This window comes from Streptomyces sp. NPDC037301 (genome assembly GCF_055602785.1).
Genome location: NZ_JBVJWD010000019.1, coordinates 50397 through 68253, shown reverse-complemented (window position 1 = coordinate 68253; position 17857 = coordinate 50397). Strand labels below are relative to the sequence as shown.

At 69.5% G+C, this 17857-nt stretch carries 16 protein-coding genes and 3 pseudogenes; 11 read left to right on the top strand and 8 right to left on the bottom strand.

Features of this window, described 5'->3' with window-relative positions; genetic code table 11:
* Positions 1 to 7: 7 nt before the first annotated feature.
* Complete coding sequence (locus ACZ7IB_RS27665; RefSeq protein ID WP_470916518.1) at positions 8 to 1057, bottom strand: iron-siderophore ABC transporter substrate-binding protein; 1050 nt, start codon at positions 1055 to 1057, stop codon at positions 8 to 10.
* A gap of 184 nt (positions 1058 to 1241) precedes the next feature.
* Between ACZ7IB_RS27665 and ACZ7IB_RS27660 the strand changes: the two are divergent.
* Positions 1242 to 1673: pseudogene (locus ACZ7IB_RS27660) on the top strand (glycosyl hydrolase family 18 protein); the annotation flags it as partial.
* Positions 1674 to 2147: 474 nt separating this feature from the next.
* Here the strand turns inward: ACZ7IB_RS27660 and ACZ7IB_RS27655 are convergent.
* Positions 2148 to 3515, bottom strand: coding sequence for an FAD-dependent oxidoreductase (locus ACZ7IB_RS27655; protein WP_470916517.1), 1368 nt, complete (start codon positions 3513 to 3515; stop codon positions 2148 to 2150).
* Positions 3516 to 3772: 257 nt separating this feature from the next.
* Between ACZ7IB_RS27655 and ACZ7IB_RS27650 the strand changes: the two genes are divergently transcribed.
* The 5 genes from ACZ7IB_RS27650 to ACZ7IB_RS27630 all read left to right on the top strand — a co-directional run bounded on the left by ACZ7IB_RS27650 (position 3773) and on the right by ACZ7IB_RS27630 (position 9660).
* Complete coding sequence (locus ACZ7IB_RS27650; RefSeq protein WP_470916516.1) at positions 3773 to 5839, top strand: SpoIIE family protein phosphatase; 2067 nt, start codon at positions 3773 to 3775, stop codon at positions 5837 to 5839.
* Positions 5840 to 5960: 121 nt separating this feature from the next.
* Entirely contained in the window at positions 5961 to 7349 is a 1389-nt protein-coding gene (locus ACZ7IB_RS27645; RefSeq protein ID WP_470916515.1) for a wax ester/triacylglycerol synthase family O-acyltransferase, read from the top strand.
* A 146-nt stretch (positions 7350 to 7495) separates the two neighbouring features.
* Complete coding sequence (locus tag ACZ7IB_RS27640; RefSeq protein ID WP_470916583.1) at positions 7496 to 8491, top strand: aldo/keto reductase; 996 nt, start codon at positions 7496 to 7498, stop codon at positions 8489 to 8491.
* A 1-nt stretch (position 8492) separates the two neighbouring features.
* Positions 8493 to 8804 (top strand): L-rhamnose mutarotase, encoded by a 312-nt coding sequence (locus ACZ7IB_RS27635; RefSeq protein WP_383974877.1) that lies wholly within the window; start codon positions 8493 to 8495, stop codon positions 8802 to 8804.
* A 1-nt stretch (position 8805) separates the two neighbouring features.
* Positions 8806 to 9660 (top strand): amidohydrolase family protein, encoded by an 855-nt coding sequence (locus tag ACZ7IB_RS27630; RefSeq protein WP_470916514.1) that lies wholly within the window; start codon positions 8806 to 8808, stop codon positions 9658 to 9660.
* Between the two features lie 156 nt (positions 9661 to 9816).
* On the opposite strand, the pseudogene ACZ7IB_RS27625 reads toward ACZ7IB_RS27630, so the two are convergent.
* A pseudogene (locus ACZ7IB_RS27625) lies at positions 9817 to 9888 on the bottom strand (hypothetical protein); the annotation flags it as partial.
* 71 nt (positions 9889 to 9959) lie between these two features.
* Between ACZ7IB_RS27625 and ACZ7IB_RS27620 the strand changes: the two are divergent.
* From ACZ7IB_RS27620 to ACZ7IB_RS27605, 4 genes are all read left to right on the top strand, one after another.
* Positions 9960 to 10703, top strand: a complete 744-nt coding sequence (locus ACZ7IB_RS27620) for a LytR/AlgR family response regulator transcription factor (RefSeq protein ID WP_470916513.1) — start codon at positions 9960 to 9962, stop codon at positions 10701 to 10703.
* Between the two features lie 63 nt (positions 10704 to 10766).
* Positions 10767 to 11129, top strand: coding sequence for a hypothetical protein (locus ACZ7IB_RS27615; protein WP_470916512.1), 363 nt, complete (start codon positions 10767 to 10769; stop codon positions 11127 to 11129).
* Positions 11126 to 12589: a sodium/solute symporter gene (locus ACZ7IB_RS27610; protein WP_470916511.1), complete on the top strand. Its 1464-nt coding sequence runs from the start codon at positions 11126 to 11128 to the stop codon at positions 12587 to 12589. Before ACZ7IB_RS27615 ends, ACZ7IB_RS27610 begins: the two co-directional genes overlap by 4 nt.
* A 40-nt stretch (positions 12590 to 12629) precedes the next feature.
* Positions 12630 to 13850 carry a sensor histidine kinase gene (locus ACZ7IB_RS27605; RefSeq protein ID WP_470916510.1) on the top strand — a complete coding sequence of 407 codons (1221 nt, stop codon included), beginning with the start codon at positions 12630 to 12632 and terminating at the stop codon, positions 13848 to 13850.
* Between the two features lie 19 nt (positions 13851 to 13869).
* On the opposite strand, the gene ACZ7IB_RS27600 is transcribed toward ACZ7IB_RS27605, so the two are convergent.
* Positions 13870 to 14388: a hypothetical protein gene (locus tag ACZ7IB_RS27600; protein ID WP_470916509.1), complete on the bottom strand. Its 519-nt coding sequence runs from the start codon at positions 14386 to 14388 to the stop codon at positions 13870 to 13872.
* 125 nt (positions 14389 to 14513) lie between these two features.
* Here ACZ7IB_RS27600 and ACZ7IB_RS27595 point away from each other — a divergent pair, with 125 nt between their 5' ends.
* Positions 14514 to 14711 carry a zf-HC2 domain-containing protein gene (locus ACZ7IB_RS27595; RefSeq protein WP_470916508.1) on the top strand — a complete coding sequence of 66 codons (198 nt, stop codon included), beginning with the start codon at positions 14514 to 14516 and terminating at the stop codon, positions 14709 to 14711.
* On the opposite strand, the gene ACZ7IB_RS27590 is transcribed toward ACZ7IB_RS27595, so the two are convergent.
* The 4 genes and pseudogenes from ACZ7IB_RS27590 to ACZ7IB_RS27575 form a co-directional block, all read right to left on the bottom strand.
* Complete coding sequence (locus ACZ7IB_RS27590; RefSeq protein ID WP_470916507.1) at positions 14645 to 15214, bottom strand: sigma-70 family RNA polymerase sigma factor; 570 nt, start codon at positions 15212 to 15214, stop codon at positions 14645 to 14647. The two genes, ACZ7IB_RS27595 and ACZ7IB_RS27590, sit on opposite strands and share 67 nt — an antisense overlap.
* A 182-nt stretch (positions 15215 to 15396) precedes the next feature.
* A complete protein-coding gene (locus tag ACZ7IB_RS27585; protein WP_470916506.1) occupies positions 15397 to 16845 on the bottom strand; it encodes an amino acid permease in 1449 nt (482 codons plus the stop codon).
* A 104-nt stretch (positions 16846 to 16949) separates the two neighbouring features.
* Complete coding sequence (locus ACZ7IB_RS27580) at positions 16950 to 17411, bottom strand: universal stress protein (RefSeq protein WP_470916505.1); 462 nt, start codon at positions 17409 to 17411, stop codon at positions 16950 to 16952.
* 73 nt (positions 17412 to 17484) lie between these two features.
* Positions 17485 to 17661, bottom strand: a pseudogene (locus ACZ7IB_RS27575) (class F sortase); the annotation flags it as partial.
* Positions 17662 to 17857: the final 196 nt, after the last annotated feature.

Sequence of the window (17857 nt, the reverse complement as noted above, 5' to 3'; positions counted from 1 at the left end):
CCCGGCCTCAGCCGTTGTCGGCGGCCTTGATGGCCTTGTCGATCAGCGGCAGGTAGCGGTCGATCACCCACGGCACGGTGAGCGGGTTGATGATCGAGGAGGCCGTGACGAAGGAGTTGTCCTTGCTGTACACCACGGCGCCGCTCTTGACCGCGGGCATCGCCGCGTACAGCGGCTGAGCCTCGATCTCCTTGCGGGACTTGTCATCCATGTAGAAGGTGAAGAGCAGATCGCTGTCCTTCAGCTTCTCGGCGTTCTCCAGGCCGATGAGCGCCGAGTCGGTGCCCTTGGTCTCCTTGAAGGTGTTCACCACCGGGTCGACGGTGAGACCGAGCGAGGAGAGCATCTTGACGCGCTGCTCTTCGGGCTTGAACACGCCGAGGGTGCCGGGACCGGTGTTGTAGATGTACGAGAACTTGTAGTTCTTGTAGTTCGGCCGGGTCGCCGCCGCGTCGGACAGCTGCTTCTCGATCTTCGAGACGAGGCCCTTCGCCTCGTCCGTCTGTCCCAGCGCCTTGCCGATGATGTCGATCTGCTGGTCCCAGTCCGTGCTCCACGCCAGATCGGGATAGGCGACGGTGGGGGCGATGTCCTTGAGGATGTCGTAGTCCTTCTGCGTGATCCCGGACCACGGCGCGAGGATGACATCAGGCTCCAGCTCGGTGATGGCCTCGAAGTCGATGTCCTCACCACCCGTGAACTGGGTCGGCAGCTTGTCGCCGGACTTCTTCACCGCCTCGTGGATCCAGGGCAGATAGCCGGTCTTGTCGCTGCCCCACTCGTACTTCTCCATGCCCACCGGGGTGTGGCCGAGCGCGATGGCTGTCTCGGCCGAGCCCTGGCCGAGGGTGACGATCCGTTCGGGCTGTTCCTTGATCTCGGCCGTGCCGAGCGCGCTCTTGATCGAGACGGGGAACGCTCCGTTGTTCTTCCCGGATGCGCCGGAGGTCTCCTTGCCGTCGTCGCTCGACGAACAACCACCGAGGACGAGAACGAACGCTGCGGCGGTGGCAGTTGCGGCGAGCGTCCGGCGACGCACGCGGGTGAACCGGGACATGGATGTTCCTCATGGGTTGATGAACGGAGCAGTTGGATCCCGCGCGGACCGCGAGCATTTAGGTAAGCCTAAGCTAAGTCAACTTCCGCCTACAACCGGGCTTCGGTTATCGGTATCCGTCTTTGGTTCAGACCCGTTGATGAAAAGTCTGGACTAACTTACGGCTGCTTGTCGTGAGCATGGGGTATTCGCCATCGGCGGTGCGACCGCCGGTATCGACCTCAGCTCCAGCGCCGTCGCCGACCGGTTCGTCGATACGGTCGTGCCGATCCTGAAGGAATACAACTTCGACGGCATCGACATCGACATCGAGACCGGTCTGACCGGCAGCGGTGACATCGACCAGTTGTCGACCTCGCAGGCCAACCTCATCCGCATCATCGACGGTGTGCTCGCCCGGATGCCCTCGAACTTCGGCCTGACGATGGCGCCGGAGACGGCTTATGTCACCGGTGGGAGCATCACGTACGGCTCGATCTGGGGCGCCTGCCTGCCCATTGTGAAGAAGTACGCGGACAACGGCCGCCTGTGGTGGCTGAACATGCAGTACTGCAACGGCAGCATGCACGGGTGCGCGGGCGACTCGTACTCCGCCGGCACGGTCGAGGGGTTCACAACTGCTGTTGCGATATTTTGTTTTGGCGGACATAGGCACGATTGAGTGAACGGTGTGAACATCTGTGGGCGTGCCCGACGGGCTGTTGTGACGCGATCTGGGGCGCCGGGTGTGGCGTCAGCCGTCGGGGCCCCCGTATCACCAGCGTGATGGTGCGGGGCCTCCCCGTCGCCTCTGGCCACACCCACATGGCCAGGTCGCAGGGATTCCGCCCACCTGGGACGGATCGCATACGTGATATGTGTCGCCGACCAGGACGGGAAAGCGGAGGACCAGTGCGCCCAACACCGTTCGGGGCGCGCCGGTGAGGCAGGACTCAACTCCTGCTCACTGCCCAGGAACGGTGGACGTTCGGGGACAATGTCCGGGCGCTGCAGGGCCGTTGAGTGAAATCGCGGGCCGGGCAGCTCCGCCGAGGTGGGCGGAGCTGCCCTTCCGGCCGTACGGACCGTACGGTCAGAAACGTCCGTACCGTCAGCGGCGGGGCTCGGAAGCGTCCAGCATGGCGTCGCGCTCCACGACCTTGATCCTCTCGCGTCCCTGCTCCGCGCCCAGGGTCTGCTCGTGCGCGTCCAGGCGGTACCAGCCCTCACGGGTGGTGTAGCGGACGCCGCGCTCCTCCAGGAAGGCGGTGACGGCCTCCGGCTCGGGCTGTGCCGGGGCGGCCAGCCGGCCGGTGGCGTGGTCGTCCAGGAGGCAGGCGACCGTCTCGTTGGCATCGCCCTTGGTGTGGCCGATCAGACCGATCGGGCCGCGCTTGATCCACCCCGTGACGTACACCGACGGCATGGGCTCCTCGCCGTCGACGACACGCCCTGCGGCGTGCGGGACGGTGCCGGAGGCCACGTCGAACGGGAGCTTCGGGAGCTCCTGCGAGTAGTAGCCGACCGCGCGGTAGACGCTCTGTACGTCCCAGTCGGTGAAGCGTCCGGTGCCCTTGACGTTCCCGGTGCCGTCCAGTTCGGTCCGCTCGGTGCGCAGACCGACGACCCGGCCGTCCTCCCCGAGTATCTCCGCCGGGGACTCGAAGAAGTGCAGGAACAACTTGTGCGGCCGGTCGCCCACGTCGCGGATGGCCCAGTTCTCCAGCGTGGAGGCGACCATGTTGGCCTGCTTGTTGCCGCGCCGGGTCTCGATCGAGCCCGCGTCGTACTCGATGTCCTCGGGGTTGACGATGACCTCGATGTTCGGTGAGTGGTCCAGCTCCCGGAGCTCCATCGGGCTGAACTTGGCCTGCGCGGGACCGCGACGCCCGAAGACGTGCACTTCCAGGGCCTTGTTGGCCTTGAGGCCTTCGTAGACGTTCGCGGGTATCTCGGTCGGCAGCAGTTCGTCCGCGGTCTTGGCGAGCATGCGTGCCACGTCCAGCGCCACATTGCCCACCCCGAGCACGGCGACCTTCTCCGCATCCAGGGGCCAGGTGCGGGCCACATCGGGGTGTCCGTCGTACCAGGAGACGAAGTCGGCCGCGCCGTGGGAACCGTCCAGGGAGCCGCCGGGGATGTCGAGCGCGCGGTCCGCGTCGGCGCCGGTGGAGAAGATCACCGCGTCGTAGAAGGACCGCAGATCGTCCAGGTCGATGTCGGCGGGGTAGTCGACGTTGCCGAACAGTCGCAACTGCGGCTTGTCGAGCACCTGGTGCAGTGCCTGGACGATGCCCTTGATCCGCGGGTGGTCAGGGGCCACTCCGTAGCGGATCAGGCCGAAGGGGGCGGGCATCCGCTCGAACAGGTCGATCGAAACACCTGGGTCCTGAGCGGCCCCGGATTTCAGCAGCGCGTCCGCTGCGTAGATTCCGGCGGGGCCGGCTCCGACTATGGCGACGCGGACGGGGCGGGTCATGGAGTGCAGGTCCTTAGAACGGGCTGACGCGGGCAGTGCGGCGCAGGGTAGAAGTAAGGATGGGCTTACCGTGCTCCACGGGACACGGTATCCGCTGCTGACCTGCGGCCTCTGGGCGGGCGGCTTTCGGGGCGGTCCAGGGCGCTACAGCCCGGTGCCGGTGGGGGCGGGGAGGTGCTCCGACTGTGCGACACCGGATTCCCCGCCGGTGCGGGGTTCGCTCGAAGAATCGGACAAATAATGGCAGAGTGACCCACATGGATGATCGGGTAGCGGGTGCCCTGTCACTCCCGGACGACTGGCCCGCCCACCCGGATCTCAGCCTCGCCCTGAACCGTATGGGCAGCTTCGACTGGGACCTCGACAGTGGCCTCATGCACATGGACCGGCCCGCACTCGATGTGTTCGACCTGCGGGCCGAGGAATACGACGACCGGCCGGAGTCGCTCGCGCCGCGGGTGCCGCCGGATGAGGGTGTCCGGCTCGACGCGATGGTCGCGCAGGCCCTCAAGGGCGGGCAGAGAAATTACGGCGCGTATTTCAGGATCCTGAGGCGCGACGGCACTCTGCGCTGGACCCATACCCAGGGCTTCATCCAGCGCGACGAGACCGGCCGCCCCCATCGCATCATCGGCATCGTCCGCGACGCCACCCAGGAGCTGGCCGACTCCACCGCCCGCCGCGAACTGGACATGGAGCGGCAGCGCCGAACCAGCCTGGTGGAGGGCACCACGGCCGCGCTGGCTCACGCCCGGACGGTCCGGGACGTCATCGACGTGCTGAAGAACTCGCAGGGCCTGGCGCATCTCGGTGCGACCAGCCTGGTCGTGGGCCTGATCGAGGCGGGACGCATCCATCTGGTGGCGGACGGCCCGGACGGCTCCTTCGTACCCGGTACCCGTTACACCCGGACGGACGAGCCGTACCCGATGAGCGAAGTGGTGACGACGCTCTCGCCCCGGTTCATCGAGTCCGCCACGGATTTCGCCACCTCGTACCCGATTCTGTGGCCCCACATCAGCCACCTCGGCATCACGTCCGCCGCCTATCTGCCGCTGATCGCCCAGGCCCGGCCCATCGGTGCACTCGGACTGCTCTACAGCGAGAAGGACGGCTTCACCGGCGACGAACGCAACCTGCTCGTCGCTCTCGGCAGCTCCATCGCCCAGAGTCTGCAGCGGGCCATGCTGTACGAGCAGGAGCACGATCTCGCCGAGGGCCTCCAGCAGGCCATGCTGCCGCGCCGGATCCCGGACGTGCCGGGCGCGCAGGTCGCCGTGCGGTACCGGTCGGCCCGGCTGGGCCGGGACATCGGGGGCGACTGGTACGACGTCATCCCGCTGCCCGGCGGCCGGGTCGGGGCCGTCATCGGGGATGTACAGGGCCATGACACGCATGCCGCGGCTGTCATGGGGCAGCTGCGCATCGTGCTGCGCGCCTACGCGGCGGAGGGGCACAGCCCCGCCACGGTGATGGCCCGGGCCTCCGTGTTCCTCCATGAGCTGGACACCGACCGCTTCGCGACCTGCTCCTACGCCGAGGCCGACCTGACGACGGGAGTGGTGCAGCTGGTCCGGGCCGGCCATGTCGATCCGCTGGTCCGCGACACCGACGGCAGCTGCCGCAGGCTGCCCGTGGAGGGCGGGCTGCCGCTGGGGCTGTCGGCCGAGTTCGGGCGGCTCGAATACCCGGTCAGCACGGTCGAGCTGGACCCCGGTCAGACGCTGGTGCTGTTCACCGACGGTCTGGTGGAGCTGCCCGGAGCCGATCTCGACGAGGGTATGCAGCTGCTGACGTCCCTGGTGCGCAACGGTCCGCAGGACCTCCAGCGGCTGGCCGACCAGCTCTGCGAGGAGGTCGACGAGCGTGGCGGCGAGGACGATGTGGCGGTCCTGCTGCTGCGCCGACAGGCCGCTCACGCACCTCGGCCGGGCGGCCGGCTCCAGCAGCATGTCGCACAAGGCGACCCGGAGGCGCTGAGCTCCGCGCGGCACATGATCCGTGCCGCGGTGCGGGCCTGGGGCGCCAAGACGCGGGCCGACGAGGTCGAGCTGGCCGCCGACGAGCTGGTCACCAACGCGCTGATGCACACCGACGGCGGGGCGATCCTCACGATCCGGGTACTCACCGGGCCCGAGCGGCGGCTGCGGGTCGACGTCGAGGACCGTTCCAGCGCGCTGCCCCGGCGCCGGGACGCGGGGCCGGCCGGGGTGTCCGGGCGAGGGCTGATGCTGGTGGACCGGCTGGCGGACCTGTGGGGTGTGGAGTCGCGGGGCAGCGGCAAGTGCGTGTGGTGCGAATTCGTCATTCCGGAACGCGGATGACGGCGATGTTGAGTACTACCCGACAGTAACAGAATGTAACATGTCTGTGCTTGACCGTAACCGACCGCGAACGATTGACTGCGACTCCGTCAGTCTTCGTCTTCGATGACATGAGGACCCGTTGGGCACTGAGCTACTGGCACCTCTCGATCTGGCCTTCTGGCACCTCGAATCCGATGCCCACCCCATGCACCTCGGCGCGCTCGCCGTCTTCTCCCCTCCGCCCGGCCCGGAGCACGGCGCCGGCCCGGAGACCGTGCTGGAGCTGCTGGGTACCCGCGCCGCCGCGATTCCCCGGCTGCGGATGCGGGTCAGGGACGTACTGCTGCCGGTCGGCGGTGCGGCCTGGTTCGTGGACAAGGACTTCGATGTGCACCGGCACATCGAGCGGGTGCGGCTGACCGAGGCTGAGTCGCGGGGCGCGGACGGCGGATTCATGGCGGGCGCCACCCGGCTCGCCGGTGAACTGATGGAGCGGCCGCTCGAACGGGGTCTGCCGCCCTGGCAGATGTATGTGATCGGGGGCGCCGAGGACGGCCCCTTCGCGGTGCTCGTCAAGCTCCACCACGCGCTCGCCGACGGAATGCGCGCGGTCGCCATCGGAGCCGGGATCTTCGACGAGATCGCCGCCGCCGGACGCGCCCGCAGCGGCTTGCCCGCCCGCCGGGCGCGCACGGTCCCGCCCCGCTCCTGGATGCCGGGCCCGCGCCAGGTCGCCGGCCTCGCGCTGGGCCGGATCGAGGATCTCGGGCGGGCGTTCGGGGTCGGTGCCTCCATGGTGCGGGCCAGTCGCCTCGATCTGCGCGGCGCGCCCGCACTCACCGCGAGCTCCAGCGGCACCCGGCGGCTGGTCACCGCGGACCTGGACCTCGACGCCGTCCAGCGGATCCGGCGGGCCGCCGGAGGCACGACCAACGATGTCCTGCTCGCGGTCGTCGCCGGGGCGTTGCGCCGCTGGATGCTGGAGCGCGGCGAACCGTTGCCCGCCGAGGACCCGCGCGCCCTGGTGCCGGTCTCCCGCCGCAGGCCGGGCCAGGCCGCCGCGAGCGGCAACAAGCTCTCCGCCTACCTGCTCGGGCTCCCCGTCTCCGAGCCCGACCCCTGGAAGCGGCTCCGTACCGTCCGCACGGCCATGGACCGCAACAAGGCTGCAGGACCCTTCCGCGGCGCAGGCGCGGTGGCCGTACTCGCCGATCAACTGCCCTCGCTGGCTCACCGCTTCGGCGCACCGATCGCCGGGAACGCGGCCAGGATGCTCTTCGACGTCCTGGTCACCAGCGTGCCCCTGCCGCGTTCGGCGCTCTCGCTCGGCGGCTGCCCACTGCGCGCCGTCTACCCGATGGCGCCGCTGGCCCGCGGTCAGTCCCTGGCCATCGCCCTGTCCACATACGGCGGCCGGGTGCAGCTCGGGCTGGTGGCCGACGGCAAGGCGCTGCCCGATCTGGAGCGGCTGGCGGGCTGCGCCGAGGACGAGGTGGCGCAGCTGCTCGCCCTGCTGCCCGCTCGGTGAACGGCCTGCGCCCCGATCGGCCATAGATCGGACAAATTTCTGGGAATGTGCCGCAGTTCATGATGTCTGAGGTGTTGACGTGCCCAAGTGATCCGATGAATATTCGCTGTGTGCAGGAAGCGATCACCGGGGAGGGCGACGGAAGCATGCGGCGCAACAGGCTGGGAAACAGCGCGGTCGAGATCACCGAGCTGGCCTTCGGAGCGGCTGCCATCGGCAATCTCTTCAGCGCCGTCGACCCCGCGCAGGCGGCGGCCGCCGTCGACGCCGCATGGGACGAGGGCGTCCGCTACTTCGACACCGCGCCGCACTACGGACTCGGCCTCTCCGAACGACGGCTCGGCGAGGCCCTGCGCGCCAGACCCCGCGACTCGTATGTGCTGTCCACCAAGGTGGGACGGGTGCTCGACCCGCTGCCCGCCGACACCGGTACGGCCTGCGAGAACATGTCCGACGGTCTCTCCGAGGGCTTCGCCGTACGGGCCACGCACCGCCGCCGCTGGGACTTCAGCGCCGAAGGCGTACGCCGCAGCATCGAGGACAGCCTGGAACGGCTCGGCCTCGACCGCCTCGACATCGCGTATCTGCACGACCCGGACGACCACGCGGATACCGCGTTCCACGAGGCATACCCCGAACTGGAGAAGCTGCGTGCACAGGGTGTCATCGGCGCGATCGGCGCGGGCATGAACCAGACCGCGATGCTCACCCGCTTCGTGCGCGACACCGATGTCGACGTCGTGCTCTGCGCGGGCCGATACACCCTCCTCGACCAGTCCGCCCTGACCGAACTGCTGCCCGAGGCGGCCGCCCGCGGCCGCAGCGTCGTCGTCGGCGGGGTCTTCAACTCCGGGCTGCTCGCCGACCCGCGCCCCGGTGCCACGTACGACTACACGGCCGCGCCCCTGGCCCTCCTGGACCGGGCGCTGCGCATCAAGGCCGTCACAGAGGGCCACGGCGTCCCGCTGCGGGCCGCGGCCCTCCACTACCCGCTCGCGCACCCGGCCGTCGCCGGAGTGCTCGTCGGCACCCGCTCCCCGGACGAGGTGCGCGACGCCGCCGCCCTGCTCCGCCGCGAGATCCCGGGCGCCCTCTGGGAAGACCTGCGCGCCGAGGGCCTGCTGACCGAGGACGGACACTGACATGAGAATCGCCCTGCACACCAAGGTCCGCGCGGACCGTATCGAGGAGTACGAGGCCGCGCACCGTGAAGTCCCCGCGGAGCTGACCACCGCGATCCGAGCAGCGGGCGCCACTTCCTGGACGATCTGGCGCAGCGGCACCGATCTCTTCCACGTCATCGACTGCGAGGACTACGCCGCACTCCTCGCCGAACTGGAGAAACTCCCCGTCAACGTCGCCTGGCAGGCGAGGATGGACGAGCTCCTCGACGTCGCGCACGACTACTCGTCGGACGGCGCCGAAGCCGGTCTCCCGGTCGCCTGGGAGCTGTGACATGACCGGTCAGCAACGGATCATCGACGCCCACCACCATGTGTGGGACCTGTCGGTGCGCGACCAGGACTGGATCAGCGGCGACGAACTCGCCCCGCTCCGGCGTACGTTCACCCTCGCCGACCTGGAGCCCGAGGCGCGCGCCGTCGGGGTGTGCGCCACCGTCCTCGTCCAGACCGTCACCGTCCCCGACGAGACGCCCGAGTTCCTGGCCCTCGCTCACGACAACGACCTCGTCGCGGGCGTCGTCGGCTGGTGCGACCTCACGGCGCCGGACGTCGCCGACACCCTTGCCGCGCTGCGTGAACTCCCGGGCGGCGACCGGCTCGTCGGTATCCGCCACCAGGTCCAGGGCGAACCCGACCCCGAATGGCTGCTGCGCCCTGACGTCCGGCGCGGACTGCGTGCCGTCGCCGACGCAGGGCTCGTCTACGACCTCGTCGTCCAGGCCCACCAGCTGCCCGCCACCGTCGAGGCCGCCGCCTTGCTGCCCGGGCTGACCTTCGTACTCGACCACGCCGGCAAGCCGCCCGTCGCCACCGGTGAACTGCACCCCTGGGCCGACGACCTCCGGGCCCTGGCCGCCCGCCCCAACACCGTGTGCAAACTCTCCGGCCTGGTCACCGAGGCCGATGTGCACTCCTGGACCGTGAGTGATCTGCGCCCCTACGCCGACACCGTCCTGGACGTCTTCGGACCGGGCCGGCTGATGTTCGGCTCCGACTGGCCGGTGTGCCGGCTCGCCGCGACGTACGAGGAGGTCGTCGAAGCGGCACACACTCTGACCGATGCACTCACCGACGACGAGCGAACGCGCGTCCTCGCCACCACTGCCGAGCGCGTGTACGGCCTCTGACAGGCATCCGGGCGACGGCTTTGGCGGTCTGGAACCATGTCCGAACTGCCGGAAGCCGAAGCCCTGCGCGTCTTTCTCGACCACGGCCGCCACCCCGGCGAACTCCGCCGCCATGAGCCGGCACCGGGCACACTCCGCCAGATGCTTCTCGAATCGGAAGGCATCGGCGGCGCCGAGTACACCCAGTGCATGGGCGCCGACATCACGATGAGGTTCCAGGGTGCGCATGCTGTCCGGTACGGAGAGAAGGAGTGAATCACTCAGCGCGGAACCCCCGGGTACGCCCTAAACTCCGCCCTATGCTGCGCGTACTCGCCGTCGACGACGAAGAACCCGCCCTGGAGGAACTCCTCTACCTCCTGCGCGCCGACCCCCGCATCCGCAGCGCCGAGGGCGCCACCGGTGCCACCGAGGCCCTGCGCCGCATCGGCAGCGCCGTCGAGGCGGGCCCCGACGACCCGTCCGCCATCGACGTCGTCTTCCTCGACATCCACATGGCGGGTCTCACCGGTCTCGACGTCGCCCAGCTGCTGGCCGGGTTCGCCGCGCCACCGCTCATCGTCTTCGTCACCGCACACGAGGGCTTCGCCGTCCATGCCTTCGACCTGAAAGCCGTCGACTACGTCCTCAAGCCGGTACGCCGCGAACGCCTCGCCGAAGCGGTACGACGCGTGGCCGAACAGGTCGGCGACCGCTCCGCGCCCGCACTCGACACCGCGAACGACCAGATACCGGTGGAACTCGGCGGAGTGATCCGGTTCATCCCGATCGACGACATCGCCTACGCCGAGGCCCAGGGCGACTATGCCCGGCTGCACACCGGCAACGGCAGCCACCTTGTCCGAGTCCCCCTCACCACCCTGGAGGAACGCTGGCGCTCGCGCGGCTTCGTACGCATCCACCGCCGCCATCTCGTCGCGCTGGGGCGGATCGATGAACTCCGCCTCGACGCGGGCAGCATGAGTGTGCGCATCGGCGCTGCGGAGCTCGCCGTGAGCCGTCGCCACGCCCGCGCGCTGCGCGATCTGCTGATGCGCCGCTGACCAGGCCCTGCCGGGCTGGAACCCCTTCCCACGACCGTCCGGTGCTGCGTACACTCCGGGCCCATGTCCGCAGAGTCAACGCCCCGGCGTGAAGTGGTGACGGGGGAGCCCCGGCGGGTGCGCCCGCTGCCGCGCTACCGCACCCAGTCGGAGATCGACGAGCAGACCGCACTCGGCGGCGCCTACGTCCGTTCGCTGATGCGCAGCCAACTGCGGGCCGGACTCACCGCGTTCACCGTCCTCGCCGTGGTCGTCGGCACACTGCCGCTGGTCTTCGAGGCCCTGCACAGCGCCGCGCTCGTCTGGGCGGTCCTGGGGTTCGCCGCCTATCCGCCACTGACCCTGGCCGCCTGGTGGTACGTGCGACGGGCCGAGCGCAACGAACGCGACTTCGCCCGGCTCGTGGAAGGCCGCCCCGCACAGTGAGCCGTACGTACGCGGTGGCGGCCGTGGCCGTCGTCGTCGTCGCGACCGTCCTCGTCGGCGGTTTCGGGCTGCGCATCTCCCGTACCACCTCCGACTTCTACGTCGCCTCACGCACCGTACGGCCCCGGCTCAACGCCGCGGCGATCAGCGGCGAATACCTCTCCGCCGCCTCCTTCCTCGGCATCGCAGGCCTGGTGCTCGTGCACGGCCCGGACATGCTCTGGTACCCGGTCGGATACACCGCGGGCTATCTGGTGCTGCTGGTGTTCGTCGCCGCACCGCTGCGCCGCTCGGGGGCGTACACCCTGCCCGACTTCGCCGAGGGGCGGCTGGAATCGCGGCAGGTGCGCAGGCTGGTGAGCGTCTTCGTCGTCGCGGCGGGCTGGCTCTATCTCGTACCGCAGCTCCAGGGGGCGGGGCTGACGCTCAAGATCCTGACCGGGGCGCCCGGCTGGTTCGGCGATCTGCTCGTGGCCTCCGTCGTCGTCATCGCCGTCGCCGCGGGCGGCATGCGGTCCATCACCTTCGTACAGGTCTTCCAGTACTGGCTGAAGCTGACCGCACTCCTCGTCCCCGTGATCTTCCTGGTGCTCGCCTGGCAGGGCGACGGGCAGCCCCGCGTCCACTTCGACGAGCAGCTCTCCGTGTTCCGCGCCGACCATCCGCTGTACGCCACCTACGGGCTGATCGTCGCGACCTTCCTCGGCACCATGGGCCTCCCGCATGTCGTCGTCCGCTTCTACACCAGCCCCAACGGCCGCGACGCCCGGCGCACGACGGTCGCTGTCCTCGCCCTCATCGGCCTGTTCTATCTGCTGCCGCCGGTCTACGGCGCACTGGGCAGGCTGTACGCCCCCGAGCTGATCCACGGCGGGGACGCGGACGCCGCCGTGCTGCTGCTGCCCGAACGCGTCATCGGCGGGCTCGGCGGGGATCTGCTCGGCGCGCTCATCGCGGGCGGCGCCTTCGCCGCGTTCCTGTCGACCGCCTCCGGCCTCACGATGGCCGTCGCCGGAGTCATCACCCAGGACGTGCTCCCATCGCGCGGGGTACGGCACTTCCGGCTGGCCACCGTCCTCGCCATGTGCGTACCGCTGGCCGGTTCACTCATGGTGAGCCGGGTGCCGGTGGCCGACTCGGTGGGGATGGCCTTCGCCGTCTCCGCGTCCTCCTTCTGCCCGCTGCTGGTCCTCGGCATCTGGTGGCGGCGGCTCACCCCGCCCGGCGTCATCGCCGGGCTGCTGCTCGGCGGCGGCTCCGCGTTCCTGTCCGTCGCCATCACCGTCAGCGGCGCGGTACGCCCGCCCGGCTGGCCGCACGCCCTGCTCGCCTGGCCCGCCGTCTGGTCGGTGCCGGTCGGCTTCCTCGCCATGGTCCTGGTGTCCCTCGCCACGCCCGGCCGCATACCTTCCGGTACGAACGCCGCCATGACCCGCTTCCACCTGCCGGAAGCGCTGTGAGGGCCCGGCAGCGGGCCCTCCTGACCTCGGGGAGACACCGATGACCGGGGCCGGATACGCCGTACTCGTCCTCCTGCTGCTCGGCGCGGGCTTCCTGCTCGGCCGCCGTACCGCCCGCCCGGTCCGTACCAGCGACGTCGGAACCCCCGTCGAGCACGCCACCTTCGAGACCCTGCACACCGCCTCGCTCGCCGCGCCCCCACTGCGCGCCGGACTCACCGAGGAGAGCGCCCGTAAATCCGCCCGCAGACTCCGCTCCCTGCTCGGCACCGACGCCCTCTGCCTCACCGACCGCGACCGGGTGCTCGTCTGGGACGGCGAGGGCGAACACCACGGCCGGCACGTGATGGACCAGGTGCGAGACCTCCTCGCCAGCGGCCGGGGCACCGCCTTCCACAGCGACTGCGACAACCTCGACTGCACGTTGCGCTGGGCCGTCGCCGTGCCGCTCACCGTCGACCACCGGGTCCTCGGCACCCTCATTGCCTACGCCCCGCGCGAATCCGCGGTGCTGGCGAGAGCGGCCGGAGAGGTGGCCCGCTGGGTCTGCGTACAGCTGGAACTCGCCGAACTCGACCGATCCCGCACCCAGCTCATCGAGGCCGAGATCAGGGCGCTGCGGGCCCAGATCTCCCCGCACTTCATCTTCAACTCGCTGGCAGCCATCGCCTCGTTCGTCCGCACCGACCCCGAGCAGGCTCGTGAACTCCTGCTGGAATTCGCCGACTTCACCCGTTACTCGTTCCGCAGCCACGGCGACTTCACCACCCTCGCCGACGAACTCCACTCCATCGACCAGTACCTGGCACTGGTACGGGCCCGCTTCGGAGAACGGCTCGCGGTCACCCTCCAGGTCGCCCCCGAAGTGCTGCCGGTCGCCCTGCCGTTCCTCTGCCTCCAGCCCCTGGTCGAGAACGCCGTCAAACACGGCCTCGAAGGAGCCGTCACCCTTCCCCGAGCTCCCGACTCCGTTCGAGCAGGGGAGACCCCGACCCGCATCACCATCCGCGCGCTCGACGCCGGTTCGGAGGCCGAGGTCGTCATCGAGGACGACGGCACCGGAATGGATCCGGAACGCCTGCGCCACATCCTGCGCGGCGAGGGCGGCAAGTCGACCGGAATCGGGTTGCTCAACGTCGACGAGCGGCTGCGCCAGGTGTACGGGGACGACTACGGACTCGTCATCGAGACGGGCATCGGCGCCGGGATGAAGGTCACGGTACGGCTGCCGAAGTACCGTGCGGGGGTGCACGGTTCCTGACCACCCGGTGGGGCGGCGATCAGTGCAGATGGATCGCCAGATGCCCCAGCGGCAGCCCCAGCTGCCAGGCCGGCGTCCACACCTGGGCCGCCTCCTCCGTATCCGCCCCGTCGCTCACCGGTTCCCAGGGCGGCGGACCGATCGTATCGAGGTCGGCCGCGAGCAGTTCGGTCTCCTCCAGCCACCGCCAGGCCGCGCGGGCCAGCACCAGATCCGGATCCGCGTCGCCGGGCGCGAGCCCCGCGGCCGCCTCAAGTGCGTCGAGCCGCTCACAGACCCAGCCGCGCCAGGCCGCCCCGTACGCCGTCAACAGCCGCAGCTCGTCCATCCGGGCCGCGGGCAGGGCATCGGGCACCCCACCGTCGGAGAGGAAGACGGTGAGCGCGAGCGCGTCCCGCCCCGCGCGGTACTCCAGGGTGGACGGCTCCATCAGATCGCCGGTCCGCAGCAGCTCGTCGGCGATGTACTCGGCGTACATCCAGGCCATCGGGACCAGCAGCCCGCCCCCACTGGTTCCATCCTGACGTTCCGGGCGCATCCCGTCTCGCCTCTTTCTCTTCTCGGCACCGGGCTTCACGGAGCATTGAACCGGGGGAGCGCGCCCTACGTGGCCAGAAAGACAGGATCCGTCATGACCGGTTCCGTCCACGACACGAGGATGCGATGACCGCCGATCACGGGGAGGGTGCGCACGTGCGGCAGTCGCTCGGCGCCTATGTTCTCGATGCGCTCACGGCCGGCGAGACCCGAATGGTCTCCCGCCATCTGCAGTCCTGCGACCGCTGCGCCGCCGACTACATGGAGGTCGCGGAGGCCGTGTCGCTGCTCGCCCTGATCACCGTGGAGGATCTGCTGGAGTAGCCCGGCAGGTTACGGGAGAGCTGACGCAGCGCGTAGTGGGACCGGGACTTGACCGTGCCCGCCGGAATACCGAGAGTCCGGGCCGTCTCGCCCACGCTCAGCCCGCGGAAATATATCTGGACGAGGACCGCACGGTGTTCCGGGCTGAGGGTGCGTACCGCATCGCGTACGTCGAGGGCCGAGACCGTGGACTCGGCGGTGTCCTCCCCGCCCGCGGCGGCCTCCAGCACGATGTCGCTCACCTCGGTCGGCCGGGCCAGCCTGGAGCGGCGTGCATCGATCGCGAGGCGCCGGGCCACAGTGAAGAGCCAGGGCCGCATCGAGTCGTACGGAGCGTCGAAGGCCTCCGGGTTCTGCCAGGCCCGCACCAGCGTCTCCTGGAGCAGATCCTCGGCCCGCTGCCGGTCGCCGAAGGTCAGCCCGAGCAGGAAAGAGAGAACGGCGGGGCCGTGGTCCCGCTGGAGATCCGCCAGGGCCCGCTCATCGGTCGTCGTGGTGGTCATCGTGAACGCCCTTCCCCGCAGTGGCCCCTTGCCGCTTCGCTGCCGACTGGCGTATACGAACGCATCGCGGCGCCGAGGAACAGGCGACGGGCGGCTCCGTGCGACGAGCGGTCGCACAGTGCGGCGAATGGTGCGGTGAACGGTCGGGCGGCGGTCGACCGGGTGTTCTTCCAGGCGATGGGTCAACCCGTACCTGTACCCGCCCCCGTCTCCGGTGTCTTCGCCATCTCCGACTTCCGGTACGAGTAACCGAAATAGATCACCAGACCGATCAGGAACCACACCGCGAACCGTACCCATGTCTGCCACTGCAGAAAGGTGATCAGCCAGATCGAGAACACAACACCCAGGGCCGGCACGAAGGGCATGCCGGGGGTGCGGAACGTACGTGGCAGATCGGGCTGCTTGTAACGCAGAACGATCACCGCGACGCACACCACCACGAACGCCAGCAGAATGCCGATGTTCGTCAGCTCGGCAGCCTCGCCGATCGGCAGGAACCCGGCGATCACGGCCGAGGCCGCGCCGACGATCCAGGTCACCCGGGTCGGTACGTGCCGGGTCGGGTGGGTCTTGGCGAACCACTTCGGCAGCAGCCCGTCGCGGCTCATCGAGAACCACACCCGCGTCACGCCGAGCATGAAGGTGAACATCACCGTGAGGATGCCGATGATCGCGCCCACCGCGATCACATCGGCGAGTCCGCTGAGCCCCACCGACTTGAAGGCCGTGGAGAATCCGGACTCCGGGTCGATGTCCTTGTAGCTCTGCATCCCCGTCAGCACCAGACAAGCCGCCACATAGAGCACCATGGAGATCCCGAGGGAGTACAGGATCGCCTTCGGCATGTGCCGCTGGGCGTCCTTGGACTCCTCGGCCGCCGTCGACATGGCGTCATACCCGAACACCGCGAAGAACACCGTGGCCGCACCGGTGAAGGCACCGCTCACCCCGAACGGGAAGAACGGGTTGTAGTTGGCGGTGTTGATGTGGAACACGCCGACGCCGATGACCAGCAGGACGACCAGGACCTTCAGGATCACCACGACCGTTTCGAAGCGGGCCGCGTTCTTGATGCCGAGGGTCAGAAGGTACGCCACGAGCAGGCAGAGCAGCGCGGCGAACAGGTCCACGCGATGGCCCGACCCGGTGCCGGGCGCGCCCAGCATCCACTTCGGCAGTTCGAGCCCCATCTCCCCGAGCAGAAAGCTGAAGTAGCCGGAGATGCCGATCGCGACCACGGCCACGATCGCCGTGTACTCCAGCAGCAGGTCCCAGCCGATGAACCAGCCCACCAGCTCGCCGAGTACCGCGTATCCGTAGGTGTAGGCGGAGCCGGCTTTCGGGATCAGGCCGGCGAACTCCGCGTAGCTGAAAGCGGCCGCCGCGCTCGCCACGCCCGCGATCAGGAAGGAGAGCAGGACCGCGGGCCCGGCGGTGCCGTTCGCCACCGTGCCGGCGAGGGTGAAGATACCCGCGCCGATGATGCCGCCCACGCCGATCGCCGTGAGCTGCCACAGCCCGAGCGTTCTGGTGAGCTGAGTGGTGGCGTCCCCCGCCGGCCCTTTCTCGTCGATCTGCTCGATCGGCTTGCGGCGCAGTACACCCTCGCCCCCTCGGAGCCTTGCCATGAGTCACCTCTCCGCTGACGGCCGTCCCTGACGGGCGCTCATGATGGCCCAGGTGGGTCCGGTGCGAAAGACGGCGTGCCGTCCGGCTGAGGATTCCGCGACGGTTACGGCACCACCGTGACGGGCCAACGGCCCGCCTTCACCAGCCGGATCGCCACCGATCCGATGAACCGGTGCCCCGCCGACTCCGACGCTCCCACCACGACCGCATCGGCCTTCAGTTCGTCCGCCGCCGTGACGAGCCCGTTGTAGGGATCACCGCGGAAGGTGTGGAACTCCCAGCGCACATCCCATATGTCCTTCATCCGCTCCGTCGCCTCCCGGATCTCGTTCACCAGCCCCTCCGCGACCTCTCCGGTCGTATCGGCGACCGGCGCACCGAGCGCGGCCCCCGCGGGCAGCACGGGCTGGACATAGACCAGGGCGAGCATGGCCCCCTGACGACGGGCGAGCCCCGCCGCGTACGCCGCGGCACGCATGGAGGAATCGGACCCGTCGAGGCCTGCGACGATCACTCTCGGGCCGTCTGTGCCACGTTCGAACTGGTGGGGCTGTCGGTCTGTCACGGCAGTGAGGCTATCCGGTCCCGGCACCGACCCCGGTCCGGGCTGCGGCAACGCCCCGGACAGGGCTGTCGCTGGGTACTCCGGGGGCTGCCCGATGGAGGTCGAGCGACGTGGCGGCGGCCGGCCGGGGAGGGCCCAGGGAGAAGTCCGCGCCGTTCTGCATCAATGCCAGGCCGGTGAGCAGCACCAGGGCGAGAGCGCCCCAGGGCGAGTGCCCGGTCCGTTCGACGCGCCAGTTGTCCCGGCCCATGATTCTCCCTTCGTCGCGACGCTTGGAACGCTAAGCGCGGGACGGCCGGGCGGCGATCAGTGAAGGGCGAACGGGTGGTGTCTGCCCGATACGCCCGTGGGGACGAGGGGGCTGAGAGGAAGGGCGGGGGAGGGGGGGGGGGGGGGGGAGTTTCCCTTCTTTCCTGGGGGGGGGGCCCGTCTCTTTGTTGGCCACA

Excerpts from the sequence above, each read along its gene's own strand:
- ACZ7IB_RS27665 (WP_470916518.1), bottom strand. The coding sequence starts at position 1,057 with ATGTCCCGGTTCACCCGCGTGCGTCGCCGGACGCTCGCCGCAACTGCC.
- ACZ7IB_RS27655 (WP_470916517.1), bottom strand. The coding sequence starts at position 3,515 with ATGACCCGCCCCGTCCGCGTCGCCATAGTCGGAGCCGGCCCCGCCGGA.
- ACZ7IB_RS27650 (WP_470916516.1), top strand. The coding sequence starts at position 3,773 with ATGGATGATCGGGTAGCGGGTGCCCTGTCACTCCCGGACGACTGGCCC.
- ACZ7IB_RS27640 (WP_470916583.1), top strand. The coding sequence starts at position 7,496 with ATGCGGCGCAACAGGCTGGGAAACAGCGCGGTCGAGATCACCGAGCTG.
- ACZ7IB_RS27635 (WP_383974877.1), top strand. The coding sequence starts at position 8,493 with ATGAGAATCGCCCTGCACACCAAGGTCCGCGCGGACCGTATCGAGGAG.
- ACZ7IB_RS27630 (WP_470916514.1), top strand. The coding sequence starts at position 8,806 with ATGACCGGTCAGCAACGGATCATCGACGCCCACCACCATGTGTGGGAC.
- ACZ7IB_RS27620 (WP_470916513.1), top strand. The coding sequence starts at position 9,960 with ATGCTGCGCGTACTCGCCGTCGACGACGAAGAACCCGCCCTGGAGGAA.
- ACZ7IB_RS27615 (WP_470916512.1), top strand. The coding sequence starts at position 10,767 with ATGTCCGCAGAGTCAACGCCCCGGCGTGAAGTGGTGACGGGGGAGCCC.
- ACZ7IB_RS27605 (WP_470916510.1), top strand. The coding sequence starts at position 12,630 with ATGACCGGGGCCGGATACGCCGTACTCGTCCTCCTGCTGCTCGGCGCG.
- ACZ7IB_RS27600 (WP_470916509.1), bottom strand. The coding sequence starts at position 14,388 with ATGCGCCCGGAACGTCAGGATGGAACCAGTGGGGGCGGGCTGCTGGTC.
- ACZ7IB_RS27595 (WP_470916508.1), top strand. The coding sequence starts at position 14,514 with ATGACCGCCGATCACGGGGAGGGTGCGCACGTGCGGCAGTCGCTCGGC.
- ACZ7IB_RS27590 (WP_470916507.1), bottom strand. The coding sequence starts at position 15,214 with ATGACCACCACGACGACCGATGAGCGGGCCCTGGCGGATCTCCAGCGG.
- ACZ7IB_RS27585 (WP_470916506.1), bottom strand. The coding sequence starts at position 16,845 with ATGGCAAGGCTCCGAGGGGGCGAGGGTGTACTGCGCCGCAAGCCGATC.